21 protein-coding genes and 1 tRNA gene are annotated in these 22,173 nt (G+C 29.7%); 6 read left to right on the forward strand and 16 right to left on the reverse strand.

The genetic code is table 11. The features are described 5' to 3' along the window. Positions 1–11: 11 nt before the first annotated feature. A complete protein-coding gene (locus B3B03_RS07200) occupies positions 12–884 on the reverse strand; it encodes an AraC family transcriptional regulator (RefSeq protein ID WP_346876863.1) in 873 nt (290 codons plus the stop codon). A gap of 446 nt (positions 885–1,330) precedes the next feature. Here B3B03_RS07200 and murC point away from each other — a divergent pair, with 446 nt between their 5' ends. Further along, positions 1,331–2,746, forward strand: coding sequence for a UDP-N-acetylmuramate--L-alanine ligase (gene murC / locus B3B03_RS07205; protein ID WP_346876864.1), 1,416 nt, complete (start codon positions 1,331–1,333; stop codon positions 2,744–2,746). 173 nt (positions 2,747–2,919) lie between these two features. Here murC and B3B03_RS07210 read toward each other — a convergent pair whose 3' ends face one another. From B3B03_RS07210 to B3B03_RS07220, 3 genes are all read right to left on the reverse strand, one after another. Next, positions 2,920–3,747, reverse strand: coding sequence for a class I SAM-dependent methyltransferase (locus tag B3B03_RS07210; protein ID WP_346876865.1), 828 nt, complete (start codon positions 3,745–3,747; stop codon positions 2,920–2,922). Positions 3,748–3,917: 170 nt separating this feature from the next. Then, complete coding sequence (locus B3B03_RS07215; RefSeq protein ID WP_346876866.1) at positions 3,918–5,183, reverse strand: alkaline phosphatase family protein; 1,266 nt, start codon at positions 5,181–5,183, stop codon at positions 3,918–3,920. A 175-nt stretch (positions 5,184–5,358) separates the two neighbouring features. After that, positions 5,359–6,312 carry a GNAT family N-acetyltransferase gene (locus tag B3B03_RS07220; RefSeq protein WP_346876867.1) on the reverse strand — a complete coding sequence of 318 codons (954 nt, stop codon included), beginning with the start codon at positions 6,310–6,312 and terminating at the stop codon, positions 5,359–5,361. A 371-nt stretch (positions 6,313–6,683) separates the two neighbouring features. Between B3B03_RS07220 and B3B03_RS07225 the strand changes: the two genes are divergently transcribed. Then, entirely contained in the window at positions 6,684–8,033 is a 1,350-nt protein-coding gene (locus B3B03_RS07225) for a DUF4317 domain-containing protein (RefSeq protein WP_346876868.1), read from the forward strand. A 31-nt stretch (positions 8,034–8,064) separates the two neighbouring features. Here the strand turns inward: B3B03_RS07225 and B3B03_RS07230 are convergent, their stop codons facing one another. After that, a complete protein-coding gene (locus B3B03_RS07230; RefSeq protein WP_346876869.1) occupies positions 8,065–8,904 on the reverse strand; it encodes a hypothetical protein in 840 nt (279 codons plus the stop codon). 219 nt (positions 8,905–9,123) lie between these two features. After that, on the reverse strand, positions 9,124–9,555 hold the full coding sequence (locus tag B3B03_RS07235; RefSeq protein ID WP_346876870.1) for a GNAT family N-acetyltransferase: 432 nt from the start codon (positions 9,553–9,555) through the stop codon (positions 9,124–9,126). Between the two features lie 138 nt (positions 9,556–9,693). Between B3B03_RS07235 and B3B03_RS07240 the strand changes: the two genes are divergently transcribed. Then, on the forward strand, positions 9,694–10,398 hold the full coding sequence (locus B3B03_RS07240) for a DUF421 domain-containing protein (protein ID WP_346846687.1): 705 nt from the start codon (positions 9,694–9,696) through the stop codon (positions 10,396–10,398). A gap of 328 nt (positions 10,399–10,726) precedes the next feature. On the opposite strand, the gene B3B03_RS07245 is transcribed toward B3B03_RS07240, so the two are convergent. Continuing rightward, a complete protein-coding gene (locus B3B03_RS07245; protein ID WP_346876871.1) occupies positions 10,727–10,930 on the reverse strand; it encodes a hypothetical protein in 204 nt (67 codons plus the stop codon). Positions 10,931–11,102: 172 nt separating this feature from the next. Here B3B03_RS07245 and B3B03_RS07250 point away from each other — a divergent pair. Both B3B03_RS07250 and B3B03_RS07255 read left to right on the forward strand, forming a co-directional pair. Then, positions 11,103–11,178, forward strand: a tRNA-Met gene (locus tag B3B03_RS07250). A 232-nt stretch (positions 11,179–11,410) separates the two neighbouring features. Further along, positions 11,411–12,046, forward strand: coding sequence for a chloramphenicol acetyltransferase (locus tag B3B03_RS07255; RefSeq protein WP_346846906.1), 636 nt, complete (start codon positions 11,411–11,413; stop codon positions 12,044–12,046). Positions 12,047–12,089: 43 nt separating this feature from the next. On the opposite strand, the gene B3B03_RS07260 is transcribed toward B3B03_RS07255, so the two are convergent. From B3B03_RS07260 to B3B03_RS07270, 3 genes are read right to left on the reverse strand one after another with little or no spacing between them, the layout of a single operon-like run. Continuing rightward, a complete protein-coding gene (locus B3B03_RS07260) occupies positions 12,090–13,328 on the reverse strand; it encodes a radical SAM protein (protein WP_346876872.1) in 1,239 nt (412 codons plus the stop codon). Positions 13,329–13,367: 39 nt separating this feature from the next. Next, on the reverse strand, positions 13,368–14,231 hold the full coding sequence (locus tag B3B03_RS07265) for a methyltransferase domain-containing protein (RefSeq protein WP_346846684.1): 864 nt from the start codon (positions 14,229–14,231) through the stop codon (positions 13,368–13,370). After that, positions 14,228–14,803 carry a class I SAM-dependent methyltransferase gene (locus B3B03_RS07270; protein ID WP_346846683.1) on the reverse strand — a complete coding sequence of 192 codons (576 nt, stop codon included), beginning with the start codon at positions 14,801–14,803 and terminating at the stop codon, positions 14,228–14,230. The genes B3B03_RS07265 and B3B03_RS07270 overlap by 4 nt, the downstream gene beginning before the upstream one ends. A 256-nt stretch (positions 14,804–15,059) precedes the next feature. Here B3B03_RS07270 and B3B03_RS07275 point away from each other — a divergent pair, with 256 nt between their 5' ends. After that, entirely contained in the window at positions 15,060–17,120 is a 2,061-nt protein-coding gene (locus B3B03_RS07275) for a catalase (RefSeq protein ID WP_346876873.1), read from the forward strand. Positions 17,121–17,275: 155 nt separating this feature from the next. Here the strand turns inward: B3B03_RS07275 and thiI are convergent, their stop codons facing one another. The 6 genes from thiI to B3B03_RS07300 all read right to left on the reverse strand — a co-directional run bounded on the left by thiI (position 17,276) and on the right by B3B03_RS07300 (position 22,163). Then, positions 17,276–18,424, reverse strand: coding sequence for a tRNA uracil 4-sulfurtransferase ThiI (thiI, locus tag B3B03_RS07280; protein WP_346876874.1), 1,149 nt, complete (start codon positions 18,422–18,424; stop codon positions 17,276–17,278). Between the two features lies 1 nt (position 18,425). Next, complete coding sequence (locus B3B03_RS07285) at positions 18,426–19,559, reverse strand: cysteine desulfurase family protein (protein WP_346846680.1); 1,134 nt, start codon at positions 19,557–19,559, stop codon at positions 18,426–18,428. Positions 19,560–19,862: 303 nt separating this feature from the next. Beyond that, complete coding sequence (locus B3B03_RS07290; RefSeq protein ID WP_346876875.1) at positions 19,863–20,225, reverse strand: DUF4180 domain-containing protein; 363 nt, start codon at positions 20,223–20,225, stop codon at positions 19,863–19,865. A 14-nt stretch (positions 20,226–20,239) separates the two neighbouring features. Next, a complete protein-coding gene (locus B3B03_RS07295) occupies positions 20,240–20,728 on the reverse strand; it encodes a helix-turn-helix domain-containing protein (RefSeq protein WP_346846678.1) in 489 nt (162 codons plus the stop codon). A 277-nt stretch (positions 20,729–21,005) separates the two neighbouring features. Then, positions 21,006–21,131, reverse strand: coding sequence for a hypothetical protein (locus B3B03_RS18045; protein ID WP_414632272.1), 126 nt, complete (start codon positions 21,129–21,131; stop codon positions 21,006–21,008). Positions 21,132–21,173: 42 nt separating this feature from the next. Beyond that, positions 21,174–22,163: a GNAT family N-acetyltransferase gene (locus tag B3B03_RS07300; protein ID WP_346876876.1), complete on the reverse strand. Its 990-nt coding sequence runs from the start codon at positions 22,161–22,163 to the stop codon at positions 21,174–21,176. Positions 22,164–22,173: the final 10 nt, after the last annotated feature.

Consider the following 22,173-nt stretch of genomic DNA (forward strand, 5'->3'; position numbering starts at 1 on the left):
TATCCCCCATTTTATTTTCTTTTTACTGGAATCCATAACTCACAACTATAATTAATATATTGATCATCATCCCAAAAATACTTTTCTATACATGGTCCTTCTATTTGTTCAAATCCTGATGATGGAAACCATTCTGAATATATTAGCCTCCATAAATCTGCTATGGCAAGGGTATTCAAGTTATCTCCCCTGCCATCGAAAACAGCCCATGTACATGAAGGTATGTTTACTATTTTATATTCATTAGGTATATCTTTATCAGGAACTTTCCACCCCATCATATATTTTCTACTTCCATCTTCTTTAAAATCATAATGAATTCCATAAAGTATATTCATTTTAGAATATCCTAAAAATTCATTAATCTTAAGATGGGTTCCATCCTCCCAAATTTTATCACAAAATTCTGGTATCTCTTTATACAATGCATTATCTATTATTGTAGTTAAAAAATCCACTCCAAAAAATTTAAATTCATCTTGTTTAACTATTCTATAATTAATTTCGCATTCCCCTTTAATTGATATTTGAAATGAGAGTTTTGGAAATGATTTAAGTCTTGTATTGCCCTTTTTTATCATAGAAGGTGTTGAACCATGAAGTCTTTGAAAAGCTTTAGTAAACGTATCTGGACTTTCATAACCATATTTAGCAGCTACATCAATAATCTTTACATTTTTAGAAGATAACTCTTCACCAGCGAGTGTTAGCCTACGATTTCTAATATATTCTGTTAAAGTAACCCCAGTTAATGCATGAAACATTCTTTGAAAATGGTAACGTGATGTAAATGCAACCTTCGCTATTTCATCAATACTTATATTTGAACCTAAATTATCTTCAATATATTCAATTGCATTATTAATATCCTTAATTATTTCCAAAATTCTAACCTCCATTAAAGTATATAGTAACAAAGGATTTTATTCCCGTCTTACTGTGCTTTGTTTTGTCCATACTAATTTGATTATATTAATTTATTAATTACCTTATATTCTGTTAGTTCTTTGCCAAAGATGAAAAAATTCATTAAATTTAACTTCTTATTTATATTTTAAATACAACTTAATTTTTCACATATTATCAAATTTTTACTTAATTCTTATTATACATTACTTTAAAATTGAATTGAATGGTTTCTTGAGCTTCATGTGACAAGTCTATAATCATTTCTTTTTCACCCATTGGAAAACAATAGTAAATTCATGTTATAATTAATTTGAAATTGTAATTTAATGTGAATCAACTTTATTTTGAATAAATATCAGAACAAAGGCTTTTCTAAAACATATTCTTAATCTAAATTACATTATGATAGGAGTGAATTATATTGGAAAATAAAATAAAAGTGCATTTCATGGGTATATGCGGAAGTGGTGCTGCACCTATAGCAATTATTGCAAAGAACATGGGGTTTGATGTTTCAGGATGTGACTTGAATATATCAGGATATTATAAAGATGCTCTTTTACAAAATAATATAGATATTTTAAAAGGTCACGATTCAAGCCATATACAGGATATTGATATCTTAGCTATATCACCTGCCATTTTAGATATTTCACCGGATCATCCAGAAATACTTGAAGCTAAAAGAAGAGGAATTTTAATGACATGGCAGGAGTTTTCAGCTAAATATGTGCAAAATGAAAAGTTTGTTGTTTCCATTGCAGGTACCCATGGTAAATCTACAACTACAATTTTAATGGGACTTGTTTTGGAAAATGGTGGTCTAGATCCAATTGTTGAAGCCGGAACAACCTTTAAGAATTGGGGTGGTGGATACAGGTTAGGAAAGTCAGATTACTTTGTATGTGAAGCTGATGAATTCAATAATAATTTTTTAAATTATAGTCCTTCAATAGCTGTAATAAACAATGTGGAAATGGATCATCCAGAGTTTTTCAAGGATATAAATCATGTTAAGGATTCTTTTAAAAACTTTATAGAAAGGCTTAAAGGTCCAAAAATTTTAGTTGTTAATGAAGATAGTACAGCTATTAGAGAAATATTATGTGAGTTAAGACATTGGCTAAATGAAGAAGGAGTAAAAGTTATTGGATATTATATAGATAATAAGCTCGAATTCCCTTTCTACATGGAGTATAAAGCAGAATTGACTTCAAACACCCCTGAATATTCCTCCTTTAAAGTAGTAAATGGAGATAAAGAATATAATTTTAACCTTGGACTTATCGGTAAGCATAACGTTGAAAACTCTTTAGGGGTGTTAATTACTGCCCTAGAGTTAGGTGTTGATATAGATGCAATAAAGAATTCATTTAAAAATTTCAAAGGAATAGGAAGAAGACTAGAATTAGTAGCAGATATTGATGATATTAAGATTTTTGATGACTTTGCTCATCATCCTACAGCAGTAGCAACTACCTTAGATTCAATTAAACTTAGTTATCCAGGAAAAAAGGTTTTCGCTGTCTTTGAACCACATCAACTTTCAAGAACAAAGCTGTTTTTTAATGAGTTTGCTATAGCATTAAAAAAGGCAGATAGAGTTATTATTACAAATCCCTTCTTAGGACGAGAAGCAAATAAAAACATAGAGCCAGTTAATTTAGATATGCTATGTAGTGAAATAGATATAAATAAAGCTGAGTATATAAAAAGCTCTGATAAAATATGTAGTAAACTCCTTAATGAAGCTAAAAGTGGAGATATAATTATAGTTTTTGGAGCGGGTGAATCTTATAAATTATCTAGAAAAATTATTAATGTATTAAAAGAATAAAATAATAAGGTGTGTAATAAATTCAACATAATTTATTACACGCCCTATTTGCTTTAATTATAACTCAACTCATATGCGTTCGCTGAGTAAGTTCTACTAATTAAATATGAAATTTGAAGCATAACTCAAATGTAACTCTACTCATATGCGTTCAAATATAGCAATCATTCCTTTTATAACACTTTCTTAGGATTCTTAGCTATAAACATTCCGCTAGATTTAGGTATATCAATACTTCCTTCTCTTAAAATTATATCTTCCAAATATCTGTAAAAATCCTGTACTTTGCTCTCCGTCATTATATCCTGTATGTTCACATGTCCATCTAATGATAGAACATAATCCGCTAAAGGCTTTGCTTCTGTAATATGAAGGGAATCTTCATATACTAAAGTTTCAACAGAATCAAAATGCTTTGATAACTGCTCTGCCCCATTTTCTATACCAAACTCCTTTGCAACAGAAAAGGATTCATAATCAAGTTGAGAATCAAAATTTCTCACTAAGTCTTTTAGTCCCTTCATATTATAAAGACTATTGGTAGTAGCATAAAAAGTTCCATCTGCCTTAAGTATACGGGCAATTTCACTGATTGCTAAATCTCTATTTTCCACATGGTAAAGCATATGATTTGCAATGGCACACTGAAATGAATTGTCTTCATATTCAATATTTTGTATATCACTAACAGAATAATCAAATACTTCATCAATTCCTAAAAGGTTATCTTTTGCTGATCTCAACATACCTTCAGACAAATCTGTGAGAATCACCTGGATATCCTTTGGTATCCTATTTCTATTATTAGCCCATGTACTTCCATTCCCACATCCAAATTCAATAACTTTATCATTAGGCTTAAACTTATATTGATCAAATACCCAATTAAACCATCCATATTTATTTGTACTAAAACCATCATGTAAAGCTTGTCTGGCTTTTAAATTCTTATCTGAATTATACTGTCCCCTAACTATATCTCTGTTATTTGCTCTAGACACATAATCACTCCATTCCTATCATTCAACATTAAAACCTGACCTTTGTCATTACAGCCTCTCCCATTCATCCCCCCTTTCCATCAGGCAGATACAATCAGATTGTGTTCATAACTTGTTTATGTCTCCCTGGGGACTTTTCGAAGTAGCTTGTAACTTAGGTTACTACAATATTATTTAAACATATAAAATAGAAATGGTATCTCCATCTCTTCTTTACTTGCTCCACCATGCATTCCTAGGAATGTAACTTCAAATATATCTTTTTCATACCACCAAACAGTATTATTTTCTTTAGGCAATATAACTAAATTTCCAACTCTCTCTAATAACTTTTCACTAGGAACTCCAAATAAGCCTTTATCTTTTAAATCTTCAAATAGATATACTTGTGCTATTTCATATAACTCCTTTTCAAGAATAGTCTTTAACTCTATCAAATATTTCTCCTCTACATGCAGAAATAAATCTCTACAATATCCTGCTGGTGACATGATATCATTGTTTTTATTTTTCTTTAAATACTTCTCTATATCAGGAATTAGTTTATTAATATAATATGGATTTTTTAGATCAATATCAATTTGACCATGGTCTGCAGAAATTATAATAGCAGTATTACTAAACTTATCTTTTCCTTCTTCATAAAACCTATCTAAATTTTTAAATAAATTACCCATAACTATTTTAAATTCTTCTGATTGATTTCCTTTTGCATGAGCTATAGCATCAATGTCATGTAAATAAACATAAAAATATTCTTTATCATCATTCTTTAATAAATCCTTTGATAATGATTTAAACAAATCTTCATTTGTGTCATAACCCTTTAAATTAGCATCCCTACATGTGAATCTAGTATAGGTACCATTATTTATATGACTAGGTTGATAAACAGTACTTTTTATTCCATGGTTTAATAATTCTTTAAAAAAGCTTTTTTGTGGTATAAAGTCACTGGGTTTTATATTTTTCCTTGTTAAGGTTTCATTATATTTATTTCTTGCTTCCTTAAATAAAAATGATGTTACTATATCATCAGCTTTTGGTTCATAATAAAACCACTCATAAAGTCCATGTTCATAAACTGATTCACCAGATAATGCTGTTGTTACATGTGCTGTTGTAGTAGATGGGAATTGTGAAGTTAATTTTGAAACTACACCGCTCTTTTCTAATTTACATAAAAATTTAGAATGCTCTTTATATTTATCGTAAAAACACCATCCAAAAGCATCCGTTAGAAAAAATACTATTTTATTAGGTTTCTCATTGCCATTTCCGATAACATCACTAGGAAGTTTTTTATCTGAATCAATATTAAATAAATCTTTTATAGTTCCACAAATATTAGAAAAACAGTAACTATCATATAAAGGAATTGTCAGTCCACTAATATTACTTTTATTAACTTGGTTTATTGAATTTGTATTTATCATATACTCACCTCTCAACTTTGAGTTTACAAATATATTTTAAAACTTCCATTTATTTCCTTCAAGCTCTATGCATCTTATTTCTACATTATAGAAACCGATTTCTGCAAATATCACTATATATTAATAACGGGATACCATATTAGAGTATATAGAAATCAGCATTTGCTTCTAGTTTTTATCTAAGAATTCTTTCATCAATTCTTCTAACAAGACTATACGTATAACTATCAAAATACTTTTCCCAAAATCTTAACGCAGTTGGATTAATTGTTTCAAAATCCACACCTAATCTCTTTATACCATCCCTTTTTAATGTTTCAATAACAACGGAAAGTAAACTCTGGATTATATTCTTCCCACGATAGCTATCTTTCAAATATGCCCCACAGATATGCAAATAGTCTGGTTCTTCAGTGATAAATGTTTCTCCATCATTTGTGACTTCTAAATATCCTATTATTTCTGATTTATCCTTGGCAATAAAGAAACGTGATTGTCTATTATTGCATCTCTCTACAAATTCCCCTTCTGAAAGCTCTTCATTCAGAAAATATGTAGGGCTCTTTCTCATATGCCTTACTAAACTATTGCTTAACGATAACAAACATCCTGCTTTGCTATAATGTACTTCTTCATAAGAATATTCTGTGTTAATTTCAATATTGAGCGGCTTGTTAACATTTCTGATTCCATCTCCACACCTTATGCCAAATCCATTCATTGTCAAAGATTTCATAACTTGAGCATCATAGCTATATAGACAAATTGCATAACTTAAAATTTCTTCCTTAATCATTTCTTCTGATACATATTGAAAAAGAAGTGATGCTATTTTACCCCTATTTTCTCCGCCATAAGCATTTGCAAATAATGGAGAAAATGAACCTTTAACATTGCCAAAATGACCGTTTACACTTTTCCAAAAACTTAAATACCCTAATACTTTTCCTCTTTCAATAGCTACCATTCCATGATTATTCTTAAAAATATCACTCAATAAATCAGTAAGAACCTCTTTATAGTCTTTATCATTTAAGGCTTCTATATATTTCTGCTCCATATTATATTGTTTTTGTGCAAGCTTAACTGCATCCTCTAAATACTTTTCATTTAACTTTTCAAATACCATTCTCTTACCCCTCTTAATATATAACTTATTTAGTAAAATCCTGTTTTAGTTTTTCTGCCACTAACCTTCTATATGGAATCATACCCTTATTATACCAGATACATTCTAGGTATGCTTATTATTTTCATATCATCTGTATTTACTTTACCTAATAAACCCTTTAATTAAGATGAAAAAAATATTATACTTAAGTGAGTGTCCAAATCTTTGGTTTGGCTTACATGGACTTATTTATCCTAAAGGACAACGAGTCCTAAGTATGGAAAATACTGATACTAAGAACTCTGTTTATTGGAATGAATATAGTGATGCCTTTCTGTATAGTTAATAATACCTACAAATAGAAAAATACTAGATTGAGGAGTTTATATATGAGAAAAAAAGATATACTTGAGTTAAAAAGACGTTTAAAAAAAGATCATTGCACCTTCACTAAGTTGTGTGGTTGCTATGTTAATGGAGAAAAAAATATCATTTTAAAATTTAAAGAATCATTTCTAAATTTAGATGAAGATGAATACTTTAAGTACTTAGAAATCGCTAAAAAAGTACTGTCTGGTACTATTGGAAATAATATTTTAGAACTTAACTTTCCAATTAATGAAGACTATGTGAATGAAAGACAAATTTCTCTTATGCAACTTAAAAAAAGTCAATTAAAAGATGATGCCCTCCTTGATAACTTTTATAATTTAATTATTGATAATTATGATTTTACCGGTAATTTTATAATACTTGTTTTTCATGATGCTTATGACGTTATTACTAAAACCACTGATAATGCAAAGTTAGATGAATCTGAAGAAGTATATGAATATGTGTTATGTGCAATATGCCCTGTTTCACTTTCTGAGCCTGGTCTTAGATACTTTGAAGAAGAAAATAAAATAAAAGCACGTATTAGAGATTGGGTAGTTGATGCTCCAACTAATGGCTTTGTGTTTCCTGCTTTTATTGAGCGTAGTTCAGATGTCAACTCTATTATGTATTACACGAAAAATGCAAAGGATACCCATCCTGAATTAATGGAAAATGCTTTGGGTTGTTATTCAAAACAAACTGCTACCTTGCAAAAAGAAACATTTGAGTCAATTATTAAAGATTCTTTTAGTACTGAAGAAAAGAAGGCTGATAAAATTTTTATGGAAGTACAAGAAAATCTAAGTGCTATGGTAGAGGAATACAATGCTATATATGATGATGCAGATTGTGAACCTATAAGCTTAACAAAGAAGGATATACAAAACCTTTTAATAGAAAGTGGGGTTCCTAAAGAAATCACTTCTAAGATTGAAGAATCCTATGTAGAAAACTTTGGTGATGATCTTCCTTTAGCAGAAAATTTAATTGATTCAAAGGTACTTAAGGTAAATGCCCAAAGAAAGAAGGAAGAACACCTTCAAAAACAAGTAGAAATACTTCAAACTAAACTGGATGAAGTTAAACAAGAAACTTCTGTAGATAGTGAAACTCCCTCATCTACAGAAGTTAGTGAAGATAATATAATTTTAGAAGAAACTTTAGAAACTAATTTAGAGAAAGATTTGGATATAAATTCAGAAGATAATAAGAATGCTCCTGACTATGACGTTATACTTCAAGTAAAACCTGAAAAGATACCTCAAATAAAATCTCAAATAATTGATGGTCAAAAATGCATAGTTATTCCTATTAATGAGAATGAGCAAACTGCAGTTAATGGCTTAGATCATTTAGTTTAAGGTATCTAAGGATAAATATAGATTTACTTACCTACATTGCTGAAGTATTACTTCTAATGAAGCTTACTTCAGCCTTACCTGAATGTAGTTGCCATATATACCAGAAAGCATAAGGAATTATTATTAGACCGTTAAATATTCCCCATCCATATAATATATCTGCATTAAACCATGATGATGAATCCATTACAGCTGGGAATAAGTTAGGTAAACAAGCTCTAATTAATACGTGAGCAGATAAGGTATATATACGAGCTGCTATATAAAGTTCAGGTTTTCTTTTAATAATTGGATATATTTCTGCCGCCAATAATATGCATATAGAGCTAGCAAAGTATTTACCAGTTTCACCATAAACAAAGCATAAATTCCAAGTTGTATATAATAAATTCCAAGCTATAGTTGTATAAGCTATAAACATACTATTATCTTCAGCACTTAATTTAAAGAATTTTCGTCCATTTGGGAATGGAATAGTAAAACATAATAATAATCCACAAAGCGCATTGCCATAGTTTTTTAAAGTAACATCTTTTATAGTAGCTTCTGCAATATTTAAGAATAGTACCGCATAAATGAACCAAACGATCCAATCCTTTCTCATAAAGTCCCAGAACTTTCCTTTATATTGTTCCTGATCAGCTACACGGAAAAATCCACCTATTATAAGTGGCAATATAGCACTGAATGTTTTTGCCCAACGAAACCAACCATTTATGCCTCCCATAAGCCAAAGTGGAAAAGTAAATAAAGATACAACCCAGAAGATAGCTGCAAATTTGTGATGTTTCCTCATATATTCAATCATGAATAAAAGTAAAATAAAATAAGTTCCCATGGAAAGTATATATTCCCAAACAGGAATATTCATATTATACATCTCCTCTTTTAAATATTGTAACAAATAATCCTATACTTATATATATTACATAGTATAGCTAAACATAACTAATATAAATTTACAGTTTATGTTTTCAATTACAATCCGAATTAATAAATTAGTGATTATAAAAGATAAAACTCTAATGCCATTGTAACTTTAGATAAACTTAAAAGAGATACCCCCTTAAAGATGGTATCTCCTTTTTAGTTATATATTAAATATCTGAACGCTACATTCTAAATCATAATTTATTTCTTTTGATTCTATATATTTAATACCTTGTTTTTCATATAATTTTCTCCAAAAATTCACCGCAGGCTTATTACTTGATATTTGCTCAACTTTATATTTACCCTTGTATGTATCTAACAAAACTCTAATTGCAGCATTACCTACTCCTTTCTTTCTAAAACCCTTTAATAGAAATAGCTCATGAACAACATAATCAATATCTTTTGGAACATATTTCCCAGTATTAAAAAGAACAAAACCTGCCACTTCCTCTTGATATGTTATAAAATAAGGAGTTAAATCCTCTGATTTAAAATACATTTCTAATCCATCATATTCAAATTTTCCATCTTCATTAATTTTTAAATCATCTGCAAACTCTGATAAATCATGTAAATATATACTCATCAAATTCTCCAGTTTTCCCTTTGATTCTATGGTTACTAATTCTAATTTTTTTCATTTTAATTTTTTTATTGACTATTGGTTAAAATAACATCAACGATAAACTACATATTAGATTTTTAGTATAAAGGAGATATCATTATGGATTTTTTACAAGGTCAGGAAACACTTACTATCATGGAGTGGGCTTTGCGTGCTATTATTGCTTTTTTCTTTTTAGTTATTGTTGCAAAAGTCTTAGGACAACGTAGCATCTCCCAATTAAGACTCCTTGATTTTGTCATTGCTTTAGTAATTGGAAATATTATTGCTCATCCATTATCTGATGAAAACCTTGGGTTAAAGGGATCTGTCATTTCAACAATTGTATTAGTTGTCCTATATATTGCTGGAGTATTTTGTGTTCTAAAATTTCCATTTATAAAAATACTTATTAATCATAAACCAATCACAATTATCAAAGACGGAGAAATTATTTATAAAGGATTAAAAAAAGCAAGAATATCTCTTGATGTGTTATTAGAAGAATTACGTGAAGAAAAAGTAGAAGATATAAAAAAAGTAGCATTAGCGATTTGGGAAGCTGATGGAAAATTTTCTGTTTTTTTAGACCCAAAATATGAACCTATTACTCCTTCATTCTATCAAATGGAAACAGAAGCCTTTGATTTGCCTAGGACAATCATTAAGGATGGTAGAATTAATTACGAGGAGCTAAAGCAAACTAATAAAGATGAAGGTTGGGTTGTTTCCAAATTAAAAAAGTTATATCAAACTGATATAAAAAACGTTCTACTTGCCACCTTAGACAATAAAGATAACCTAAAAGTTTTTTTATATAAATAATTCCTAGAGGACTAAGCATATCCATTAATATTATAGATACGTTTAAGCCTCTTTTTATTTAAAAACCTCCCTATTATAGCACGTTTTAACTGACTTATATCTATTAACATCCATATTAATTTAATTTTTCCAACAAGCTATATACTAATAGTAGCTCATTGAAGTTACTCAATGTATCTCTTAACACTTCATATGGTACACTTATATAAATTTAAATTATTTTATATTTCTTTGTCTTTAATTTGATTTTGAAGTTTATTTGAAAACCCTGTTGCTATCCCCGTTATCAAACCACTAAATATGAAGAATACATTAGTAGGAATATCTATCAATATATACCTATAATTCCAATAATTATCTGCAATACAAAAGCAGAACATACTACTAAAAAAGGTTGCCATTTCTTGTCCATTTTTATTTTTGCACTAATTTTATCAGTTATGGCATATTCCTTATCAAAGTTATGGTAAACTATCATACTTAACATCAATGGTACTAATATAAATGATGATTTTATTAATGAATCTAACATGCCCTTCTCCCCTTTAAATATGGCTATTTAGATGTATAAATCTTAATGAAATATCTTCATTAAATTATACACGTAAAAATATAATATTTCTTTTGCTAATACCATTGACTTATCTCACTATTAATACTATACTGAATAAGAAGCTTAAGGAAATCTCTTAAGAACTTAATATCGCGGGATGGAGCAGTTGGCAGCTCGTCGGGCTCATAACCCGAAGGTCGTAGGTTCAAGTCCTGCTCCCGCAACCATAAAAAGATTCTATATTTAATATAGAATCTTTTTTATTTATGAATTATATTTAAGTCTAACTTCTCAATTTAAACTTAGTGGTATAAATGATATAATTGTAATGTTATGCATTGTAATTTAGTTTAAAAGTTAACTATGAGATTTTTAAGTGTTCATAATGCTAATTTTACAAAATGGAAATTGCGGTATTTTATCAGGGAATTTACTATTTTTATGGAGAGTGATATATTAATGAAATTTATAGATATAGAAAACTGGAAAAGAAAAGACCACTATAATTTTTTTAAGAGCTTTAATTACCCACATTTTAATATTTGCGGTAATGTAGATATTACAAAATTTTATAGTTATATTAAAGAAAATGAAATCCCATTTTTTATATCCTTTGTATATGTAGCTACAAAAGCAGCCAATGATATAAAAGAATTTAGATATAGGATAAGAGAAGATAAGGTAGTTGAGCATGAATATATAAACCCTGCTTTTACTGTAATGGTACAAGATGAAGTATTTAGTTTTTGTAGAGCAAAATTCATAAATGAGTTCAATGATTTTAAAATTAGTGCATCTGAAGAAATAGATAAAATAAAAAATAATATCATTATTAAAGATGAATCTGATTGTGATGATCTCTTATATATGACCAGTATTCCTTGGGTTTCATTTACTGGTGTAGCCCACCCAATTCAGATGAATCCTGTTGACAGTATTCCAAGAATAGCCTGGGGTAAATACTTTGAAGAAAATGGTAAAGTTAAGTTGCCACTGTCTGTTCAGGTACACCACGCCTTAGTTGATGGCTTACATGTAGGACAATATTTTAGTGTAATTCAAGAGATTTTAGATAATCCTTCAAAATATTTATAAAACATGTTAAAGGAGCTTTTCAAAAGCCCCTTTAATTTCCTTATTATAAATCCCTATAATATTTAGGATATCTATTACTTTTATTCTTATTACAGATATTTATTGCCTTTTCCTTATTAAGTGGAAGTATCCCTTCTGATTGCTTAAATACTTCCCTATTTACTTTTTGAGCAAAGCATCCAATTTTAGGCTTGCCTATATGATTTTTCATTTCAATCCATAGTTTTTTTACAGATTCTTTTTTTACATTTCCAAAGTTCATAGGTACAAAATCACAGGGATATAATTCTCCCGAAGCACTTATATAGGAATGTTGATTTCCTGCTCCACAACCAAATTTTAATTCACTTTCTGTATAAGCAAAGGTACTTATCTTAGGTAAATCACTTCTTTTATTTGCCTTATGTTGCAATTTTATAAGCTTTTCTCTATCACTTTCACTATACATTACACTACTTAATTGTTTTTCTGTTAAAAGATTGCCACTTAGGATAGGTTCAAGTATCTTAACTTCATGGGCCCCATTATCCTTAGCAAATTTAAATAACTTAAATAACTCTTCCTCATCAAGATTTTCTTTCAATATAACGGTTTGTGCCATTACATATAACCCTGCTTTATTTGCATTTCTAAGAGCTTCAATAGCATAATCAAAGGCATTTTCATTATTTCTATTTTTATTGTGTACATCTTTTTCATAAGAATCTAAACTTATTCCAATGCCAAATAGACCACTATCCTTTAACTTTTTTGCTTTTTCATAGCTTAGATTAAAACCACTGGTAAATAAAATAGATGTACTTCTATTATCTATACTTCTTACTATATCAAATATATCTTCACGTGCCATGGGCTCTCCTCCTGTAATTCCAATAATAGGAGTGCACATTTCTTGAAGCTCCTGTATAACCTTAATCCATTGTTCCTTTGTTAACTCTTCTCCTAATTGTCTACTTTTTGCACTACAATAAACACAATTATTAGGACATTTATGTGTTATACATAAATACATAGAAATAGGTGCAGTTCTCTCTGCATAGATTTGCTTTGTAAATATGTTTTTAGACCCATCAACTGCTAGTACATTTTGTACAAAGGACTTAGATGGAAAGGGTGGTAAAAATGTACTCAGTATATACTTGTCCTCATGCTTCACTAGTTTTTCACCCTTTATAAAACTTCTCATCATTTTTATATATTTTAATAGATTAAACTGCTTATCTTCCCTTAGAATATTGTAAATGTCAAATATACTCCTTATAACATTTTTATCAATAGCCATTTGAGACATGATTTTTAAATTATTTATGCTCATCCATTTCTATTCCTTTCTAAATACCCCATAGGCAAATTTATGATTTATTTCATAATCTTCATTTTTATATTTCTCTTTCTTTATTTTTTCCACTATAAGAGGTTCAACTTCATTATAATCATTAAAGATCTTCTTAGTGCCTGCCAATGCACCAGTTATATTTAACCACTCCATAAGTTCCTCTGGCTCCTTAAATCTAAAAAACACTTCACCTTCATCTACTTCTAAAACCTTAAAATTGTACTGCCTGCACCATTTAACTAAGCCTTTCTTCCCCTTTGGTAAATTTAATCTTATATCCATAGGTTTAATTACTTCCTTTTCCTTCTCTCTCATTACTTCTAGAAATATTTCTTCTATCTTATCTAAAGTTCCATGAACATTTGTAATTATAGCTAATATACCCTGGGGTTTTAAAGCATTATTAAAGAGCTTAAATAATTCATGATGATTGAAATAAGAAAGTGCCCAACCAAAAAATATCACATCAAATTTTTCATTAGATTTTTTCAAAAATTCAATACCATCACTATTAATAATAGTAACCTTATCCTTATTAACAGCGTTTAACTTCTCAAGCATTTTACTTGATTGGTCTACAGCTGTGATTTTATATTTTTCAGATTTATCTAAAAGACCCTTAGTTATATATCCTGTTCCACAAGCAAAATCTAGTATTTTCAATTCCTTATTTGGATCTATATACTTTGAATGAATAATATTATCAGAATGTGTTCCCATTTCTTCGAGCCAATGATTATAGGTATCAGAAACTTTATCATACTCTGCTCTATAATCTTCTTTGCTTACAACTTCTTTTTTAAAGAGTTTATAGCCAACCTTTAAGTAAAATACCATTTTATTTATCATATTTTCTCACCTACAAATATAAAATAATAGCCCTTATCATAAACTTTACTTATATGAAAATGTTCTTCAAGCAAAACCTTAATTTCATCTTTAGTTCTAAAAAACAATCTTCCAAAGAGAATAAATTCAAATAATCTTAACAACCTGGTTCTTATATGATTTTTATGGAAATCCATAATAACTATTTTTCCACTATCCTTTAGTATCCTACTTATTTCAGCAATGAGCTCCTCTTGTTCTTTGATATGATGAAAAACATCACTCATTATAACTGTATCTATAGAACCGCTGTGAAATGGCGTACTTAAAGCATTACCTTTTATAACTTTAACATTACCTCTTTCCTCTACTCTTGAAAGCATCTTCTCACTTTCATCAAGGACATATACAGTGTTACAGCTATTACAAATATGATTAGCCAAAAAGCCAGTGCCTCCCCCTATATCTACAACCACTTCATCCTCATTAATACCGGCTGCATCTTCTATATCTTTAATCTTATATAAGTTAAAAGTAGCCATAAACTTATCATAATATTTATAAACCTTATCAAAATCCTTAGTATTTCCCATAGACACCCTGCCCTTCAGCATGAAAAATATTTACTAAATATATTATAACATTCTTACACAAGCTATTACACAACAATTAACTTATAAGGTAATCAAAACCTTTTATTAAAACTCTGTTTAAAAAACATATCATAATGCACAAATTCAATATAATAAAACTTAGTTATCACTTAGTAGTATAAATACTTTTTAGTTGACAATATTATAGTAAACAACATTTTTAACTTTAAAGTTGATACTTTGAAAGGAGAATACCATGGGAAATCAAAACAACAATGAAAATAACCAGATAAAAAATGCAAAAGAGAAACAACTAGATGAATTTAAAGTGGATAACCAAGGAAAAAATCTTACTACAAATCAAGGTCTTACAATGTCACAGGATGAGTTTTCATTAAAGGCTGGGGATAGAGGGCCAACTTTAATGGAAGATTTCCATTTCAGAGAAAAAATTACTCATTTTGACCATGAAAGGATTCCAGAAAGAGTTGTCCATGCACGAGGTACTGGAGCACACGGAGAATTTCAATTATATGAATCAATGAAGGAATATACTAAAGCAGGATTTTTACAAGATCCTTCTATAAAAACTCCTATATTTGTAAGATTCTCTACAGTAGCTGGATTTAGAGGCTCTGCAGATACAGTTAGAGATATAAGAGGTTTTGCAGTAAAGTTTTATACTCAAGAAGGCAATTATGATATAGTTGCAAATAATATTCCTGTTTTCTTTATTCAAGATGCAATTAAATTCCCTGATTTTGTTCATGCAGTGAAACCTGAGCCAGATACGGAAGTTCCTCAAGCCTCTAGTGCTCACGATACCTTTTGGGACTTTGTTGCAAATAATCAGGAATCTGCTCATACTGTTATGTGGGCTATGTCCGATAGAGCAATTCCGAAAAGTTACCGTATGATGGAAGGCTTTGGCATACATACCTTTAGATTTATTAATGAAAGTGGTAAATCTACTTTCTTTAAAGTGCATTTTAAACCTGCCCTTGGAGTCCATTCTTTAGTTTGGGATGAAACTCAAAAAATAGCTGGAAAGGATCCAGATTTCAATAGAAAGGACTTGCAAGAAGCTATCAATACAGGCAATTATCCGGAATATGAAGTAGGTGTACAATTATTGCCAGAAGATAAAGAATTCAGTTTAGATTTTGACATACTGGATCCTACAAAAATTTGGCCAGAAGAGGATATTCCAGTAAAGATTATAGGAAAAATAACCTTAAATAAAAATGTAGATAATTTCTTTGCAGAAGTTGAACAAGTGGCATTTCACCCCGGTCATTTAGTTCCAGGAATTGATTTTACAAATGATCCACTACTCCAAGGTAGGTTATTCTCATATACAGATACTCAACTTACAAGACTAGGTGGACCTAACTTCCATGAGATTCCTATAAACAGACCTGTAGTCACCGTCCATAATAATCAAAGAGATGGACATTCAAGGCAGACAATAAATACTACTAATGTGAGCTACCATAATAATTCATTATCTAACAACACTCCTAAAACCCTAGGTGAAGACCAAGGTGGTTTTGCTAATTACCAAGAAAAGGTAGAAGGAAATATAGTTCGCTCACGAAGTAAAAGTTTTGAAGATCATTTTTCTCAAGCAGCAATGTTTTATAATAGCATGAGTGATGTGGAGAAAAAGCATATCATTGATGCATTTAAATTTGAACTTTCTAAGGTAAACAATAAAGATATTAGGCAACAAATAATTGATATGTTTGGTAATGTAAATATTAACATGATGACTCAAGTAGCACAATATCTCGGAGCTAACCTTCCTAAAGGTGAAGCATCAAAATATAACAAAGTATCACCAGCACTGAGTCAAGAAAATACTATTAAAAAATCGGATACATTAAAAGTTGGAATAATATTATCAGAAGGATATAATTCAGATGAATTTAACACAATGATAAAAGCTTTAAACGCAGCAAAAACTATGCCAGAAATAATAGGTTGTAACTTAAGCCCAATAAAGGGTTCTGATGGCACAAGTCAGCTACCTAAACATTCCTTGCTATCTGCAGACCCCGTACTGTTTGATGCTATCTGCGTTCTTGGCTCAGGCAATGTTGACCCTGACTTCAAAATGCGCACTAAGATGTTTATCGAAGAAACCTATAAGCATTTCAAGCCAATTTTAGTTTCACAATCAATGACTATGCTATTAAAGCCAGAGATGAAAGATCAACATGGAGTTACAGTTGGGGATTCTAAGGATAAGTTTACAAATAAATTCATAACTGATATTTCAGCTCATAGACATTGGGATAGAAATATTACTATATAATAGATATTTTATTAAACTTGCAGCAACAGCATTCCATATGTGTTTTGATATTTCTAATTATATAACAACATTTGACTATGTTTAGCCAAATTTTCATCTAAAAAAAGATGCAGTTTAGAATTACTGCATCCTTTTATTTATTTAGGCATCAATTATTAAAGATCGTTGTATATCTCCATATTATCTATACATTCTTGAACAAGTCTATCTATATCCAGTATACTTTCAGAATTTCTTATTAAGTCCACTCTAGGTTTTATTTTTGGATGCTTTGGTACAAATATTGTACAGCAGTCTTCATAAGGAAGTATAGATGTTTCATAGGTTCCAATATCTCTAGATATATCCATGATATCTATTTTATCCATGGCGATAAGAGGTCTAAACACTGGCCTATCTGCCACGTCATTGCTGACCATTAGTCCCTCCATAGTTTGACTTGCTACCTGGCCTATACTTTCCCCGGTGGTTACAGAGTTTATATTATATTTTTCCGCTACAGCACAGGCAACTCTCATCATAAATTTTCTCATTATTATAGTAAGCTCATTCTCAGGGCATTTTTCTATTATATCCATTTGAATATCAGTGAAAGGTGCCACGTAAAGATTGATTTTCCCAGTGTAGCCCTTTAGTAATCTTGCCAAGTCCTTTACCTTTTCTTTAGCTCTTTCACTAGTGTAAGGATGGCTGTGGAAATAAATAGCGTTTAATTCTACCCCACGTCTTGCCATCAAATATCCAGCAACAGGAGAATCTATACCACCAGAAAGCATAAGCATAGTACTACCATTTGTGCCGTAAGGCATTCCTCCAACAGCTTTTACCCTTTTAGAATATACATATGCCCTTTTTCTTACTTCCACATTTATTATTCTTTGTGGTTTATGAACATCTACCCTTAATCCTTCTACAGCGTTTAATACTACAGCACCAATTTCACGACTCATCTCCATAGAATTTAGAGGGAAGGCTTTATTTGCTCGATTACTTTGAACCTTGAAGGTAGTTTCTCCAAAATCCTCAGCTTCCACAACCGCTTGAGCACTGATAGCTTCCATGGTAGGTTCTACTTCAGTAACTAAACAAACTTCAGAAACGCCAAAAACCCTTTTTACTTTTGACATTACCTCCTCCAAATCTTCACTATAGAGGAACCACCTTCCTTGATCGCTTATAAATTCATAGCTACATCCCTTAAGTACTGAATCTATATTCTTCATTAGCTTTTTTTCAAAGATTCTTCTATTTAATCCCTTTAAAAAAATTTCCGATGCATATTTAATAAGTAATAGTTTTCTCATATTATTTTCTCCTTAAAAATTTCAAACTTTTTTCTAGTACTTCTATAGTGTAATCTACTTCTTCTTTTGTATTAAACTCATTAAAGCTAAACCTTATGGTTCCCTTTGTTTCCTGAGTATTAAGGCCTATAGCTTTAAGCACATGGCTATCTCCTTGTTTCTTTGCGGAACAGGCAGAACCAGTAGATACATATATTCCCTTTTCCTCTAAAAGATGTAGTAGTACTTCGCCTCTTACACCTTTAAATGAAACACTTAAAATATAAGGACTGAAGCAATCCTCACAAGGACTGTTTATCACTATATCTTTTATATCTCTAAGTCTTTCTATAAAATATTCTTTAAGCTCACTTACCTTTGAATAATTAAGTTGAACATTATTATATATAATATCTGAAGCCTTTACAAAGCCTATAATACCTGGTAAATTTTCTGTGCCTGATCTAAAGTTTCTCTCCTGTCCACCACCGCTTATTAAAGCCTTAGGATTAAATCCTTTTTTTATGTAAGAAAAACCAACTCCTCTAGGACCATGAATTTTATGTCCACTGACGGATAACAAATCTATTTGAGCTCTTTTTACATCTATTTTAAACTTTCCATAGCTTTGGACCGCATCTACATGGAACTTAACTCTAGGACTTTTTCCTTTTATTAATGTCCCTATAGCTTCTATATCCTGTACAACTCCCAGCTCATTATTAACATGGATTATGCTCACTAATCTAGTGTCACTATTTATGCTGTTTTTTAATTCTTCTAGAGATATACGACCCTTATTATCAACCTTTAAATAAGTAACCTTAGTCCCTGCTGCCTCCAAATCCCTGAAGGTATTAAGTACGCTAGGATGTTCAATTTCACTAGTTATTATGTGCGCACCTACCCCAGTAAAACCTTTTACTAAAAAATTATTGCTTTCACTTCCACCAGAAGTAAATATTATTTCATCCTTGGTACAATTGATAGTCTTAGCTATTTTATCTCTTGATTCATTAAGAGCTATTTCTGCCTTAAGGCCTAAACCATGAGCGGATGAAGGATTTCCAAAATTATTTTTCATTGTATGTACCACAGCATCTATTACCTCATCATAAGGCTCAGTGGTGGCACTATTATCAAAATACACTTGCATAAAACCACTCCTAATCTATTATTCTACTTATTATATCAAATAATTCCTCCACCGCAACAAACTTTTGAAAAAAGTGTGATAGAGCATTAATATTGGCACATTAAATAGTTAGAGAAAAGACTACCATAATTTTTTAAAGCAAAAAACTGTAATAAGATTACATCTTATTACAGTCTGAAAATAATGTGTATTTTCAGAATAGATAGTTTAGATATCTCTCCTATTGAAAAATATTTCTCCATAATAGACCTCTTTGTAATGACAACCATATGAGTTATAACTTACATACATGCCATTGTTATATTATAATTTCGAAATCCAAATTTCAGCATCTGCAATATTCTTAAATGTTCTGAAATGATTTCCTTTGTTAGCTTCCATAATCATTTCTTTAAATCGCTCATTAAGCTTTTCTTCATCTTCAATAATAACAGCGACTTTTACATTGTAGTTTATAAATTTTTGCAATGCCATGCCTGCGAGTCCAGTTTTAAGATTAAAGAAGTCTTCAGATAATACATTAGAATGCAGTATTATTGTATAAATGTCATTTTCCATACATTTAGATATGTAATCTAGCACATCTTGCTCTGAAGAAAGTTTCCTCAAATCAGAAATAAATTCAATATATTTATTGTTATTTTTGTTTACTACTCTGTAATTCAAAGTATTCACTCTCCTTATAAATTGGTTTGTTCCACAAGCATAGAAATTGAACTTAGCATACCTTCAATAAAGCTTACATTTCCCCATAACAAAACCCTTAGTCTGTTTACTTTTTCATCATATTTCATATTAATTGTTGATTTTTCCATTCCGGAATCTTTACAATTCATTAGTGCTATAAGAGTATTTGATATTCTAAAATATTCTTCTTTATCTACATCATTAATATCCACAACAGTAGATACATTTACCTTTTGCTTTATAGTATCTTTCACTTCTCCATTAGTAACAAAATCAATATTTGACTCTTCACTAATCTTTTTATTATTAATACTAACATTATTTTTTTCCATAAAAACACTTAAATCATGACCTGAAATTCTCCATTGCTTTCCAACTTTATTTGCTCCAAGCTTCCCTTCTGTTATAAATTTTCTTATAGTTTTGTGATGCATACCTAATATTTCTGCGATTTTATCTATTGTATAAAATTGATTTTCCATAAAAATCTACCCTTTCAAAATTAGTTTATGATTAAATTATAATAGTTCTCTTTGCACTTGTAAAGTATTTTGTTGTATTTTGTTTAACTTTATTGTATTTTGTTTCTATTTGTTCAGCTTTTTATTTTATTTACATATTGTAAAATACCTATTTACTTATAAAATTTTTAACTTTTGATGACTCTATCAACTATTTGAGCACAAAACAAAAACTCTTAGCATTACTTCGGAGGATTTTATTAATGTATTATATCAACTATTATTTTGAAATTGGCAACTATTTTTTTCTATATTCATAGGGTGAAATACCATAAAAAGTTACAAATGCACGTGAAAAATATTTCTGGGATGAATAATCTAGGTACTTTGAGATTGTGGCAATAGGTTTAAGAATAGTAGCCATCAGTTTAGTAAACTGATGGCTATCATAATAGTGAAATATTTGTTATTTATATAAAATATGAGCTGTCATTAAATAGTTGAATTTATATCCAACCCATTCACTAACATTAATTGCATGTTTGTTTGCAGGATGATGACATACAATCACCCTGTCAAAATTAACAGTCTCGAATAATCTCTTATACATAGATGCATAAAGCCATTTTCCTAAATTCCTTCCCCTATAGGATCTTTTAACTCCAATCATAAATTGGTAAGGAAAACCAGGGTCGTTATTATTGACAGATACATTTGATTTAGCAATCATTTCATTATTTGAGTTAAAAATCATATAACAATTATGAGTTATATTTCTTTTCTTATTAGACTCATTAATTTGCCTTTGTTTTTCAGGATTTATAATAAACTGTACATACCCCTCTTCCATAACATCCGGCATATCTTTCATAGTTTCTGTAAACAAATCACAATATTGTTTGATATAGCTCTCTGAGATGATATCAGTATATTTAATAGAAAGATCTGAATTTTTTGCTTCCAATTCTTTCATGAATTTATTAAGCATGTCTATATCAATGTCTTCTCTTTTTAAAGTGTAATAATTAGCCCTTAAGCTTACCTTATTATTGTATTGATTCATTAATTCATTTAATTCATAATTATATGTAACCATTACAATTTCACCATGTTGAGCTAGTTTCTCTTGAACCAATTGATTTATAGCCTTAATCATAAGTTCATCAATTGATAAATCGCATAAAGTGATGTTTAATTTATATTGTTCATTTCCATTACAGTCAGCAGCCTTACCACAATTAATCATTCCACAAATTAAAGAATTCTTTTCAAGTACAAATAGCTCATTATCACTTCCATTAAAAGACGATAAATATAGAGCTTTATAGTCATCATTACTTTTATATGGGTCTAAAAAATTATATTTTTTTGTTATATTCTTATTGATTAAATATAAGTTTTCAACTTCATCTGCTGTCAAATTATTGGAGTCAATTTTATAAATTTTATACATCATCTCTACCCTC

Origin of the sequence: Clostridium sp. UBA5712, from assembly GCF_002419845.1 — a bacterium.
GTDB lineage: Bacteria > Bacillota > Clostridia > Clostridiales > Clostridiaceae > Clostridium_J > Clostridium_J sulfidigenes.

Bases quoted from the DNA above. Each gene is read 5' to 3' on its own strand.
- B3B03_RS07235 (WP_346876870.1), bottom strand. From the start codon at position 9,555: ATGAGTATATATTTACATGATTTATCAGAGTTTGCAGATGATTTAAAA.
- B3B03_RS07225 (WP_346876868.1), top strand. From the start codon at position 6,684: ATGAGAAAAAAAGATATACTTGAGTTAAAAAGACGTTTAAAAAAAGAT.
- B3B03_RS07265 (WP_346846684.1), bottom strand. From the start codon at position 14,231: ATGATAAATAAAATGGTATTTTACTTAAAGGTTGGCTATAAACTCTTT.
- B3B03_RS07285 (WP_346846680.1), bottom strand. From the start codon at position 19,559: ATGCAAGTGTATTTTGATAATAGTGCCACCACTGAGCCTTATGATGAG.
- B3B03_RS07230 (WP_346876869.1), bottom strand. From the start codon at position 8,904: ATGAATATTCCTGTTTGGGAATATATACTTTCCATGGGAACTTATTTT.
- B3B03_RS07300 (WP_346876876.1), bottom strand. From the start codon at position 22,163: ATGATGTATAAAATTTATAAAATTGACTCCAATAATTTGACAGCAGAT.
- thiI (WP_346876874.1), bottom strand. From the start codon at position 18,424: ATGAGAAAACTATTACTTATTAAATATGCATCGGAAATTTTTTTAAAG.
- B3B03_RS07240 (WP_346846687.1), top strand. From the start codon at position 9,694: ATGGATTTTTTACAAGGTCAGGAAACACTTACTATCATGGAGTGGGCT.
- B3B03_RS07245 (WP_346876871.1), bottom strand. From the start codon at position 10,930: ATGTTAGATTCATTAATAAAATCATCATTTATATTAGTACCATTGATG.
- B3B03_RS07215 (WP_346876866.1), bottom strand. From the start codon at position 5,183: ATGATAAATACAAATTCAATAAACCAAGTTAATAAAAGTAATATTAGT.
- B3B03_RS18045 (WP_414632272.1), bottom strand. From the start codon at position 21,131: ATGGCTACTATTCTTAAACCTATTGCCACAATCTCAAAGTACCTAGAT.
- B3B03_RS07220 (WP_346876867.1), bottom strand. From the start codon at position 6,312: ATGGTATTTGAAAAGTTAAATGAAAAGTATTTAGAGGATGCAGTTAAG.
- B3B03_RS07275 (WP_346876873.1), top strand. From the start codon at position 15,060: ATGGGAAATCAAAACAACAATGAAAATAACCAGATAAAAAATGCAAAA.
- B3B03_RS07255 (WP_346846906.1), top strand. From the start codon at position 11,411: ATGAAATTTATAGATATAGAAAACTGGAAAAGAAAAGACCACTATAAT.
- B3B03_RS07260 (WP_346876872.1), bottom strand. From the start codon at position 13,328: ATGGCTATTGATAAAAATGTTATAAGGAGTATATTTGACATTTACAAT.
- B3B03_RS07270 (WP_346846683.1), bottom strand. From the start codon at position 14,803: ATGGGAAATACTAAGGATTTTGATAAGGTTTATAAATATTATGATAAG.
- B3B03_RS07295 (WP_346846678.1), bottom strand. From the start codon at position 20,728: ATGGAAAATCAATTTTATACAATAGATAAAATCGCAGAAATATTAGGT.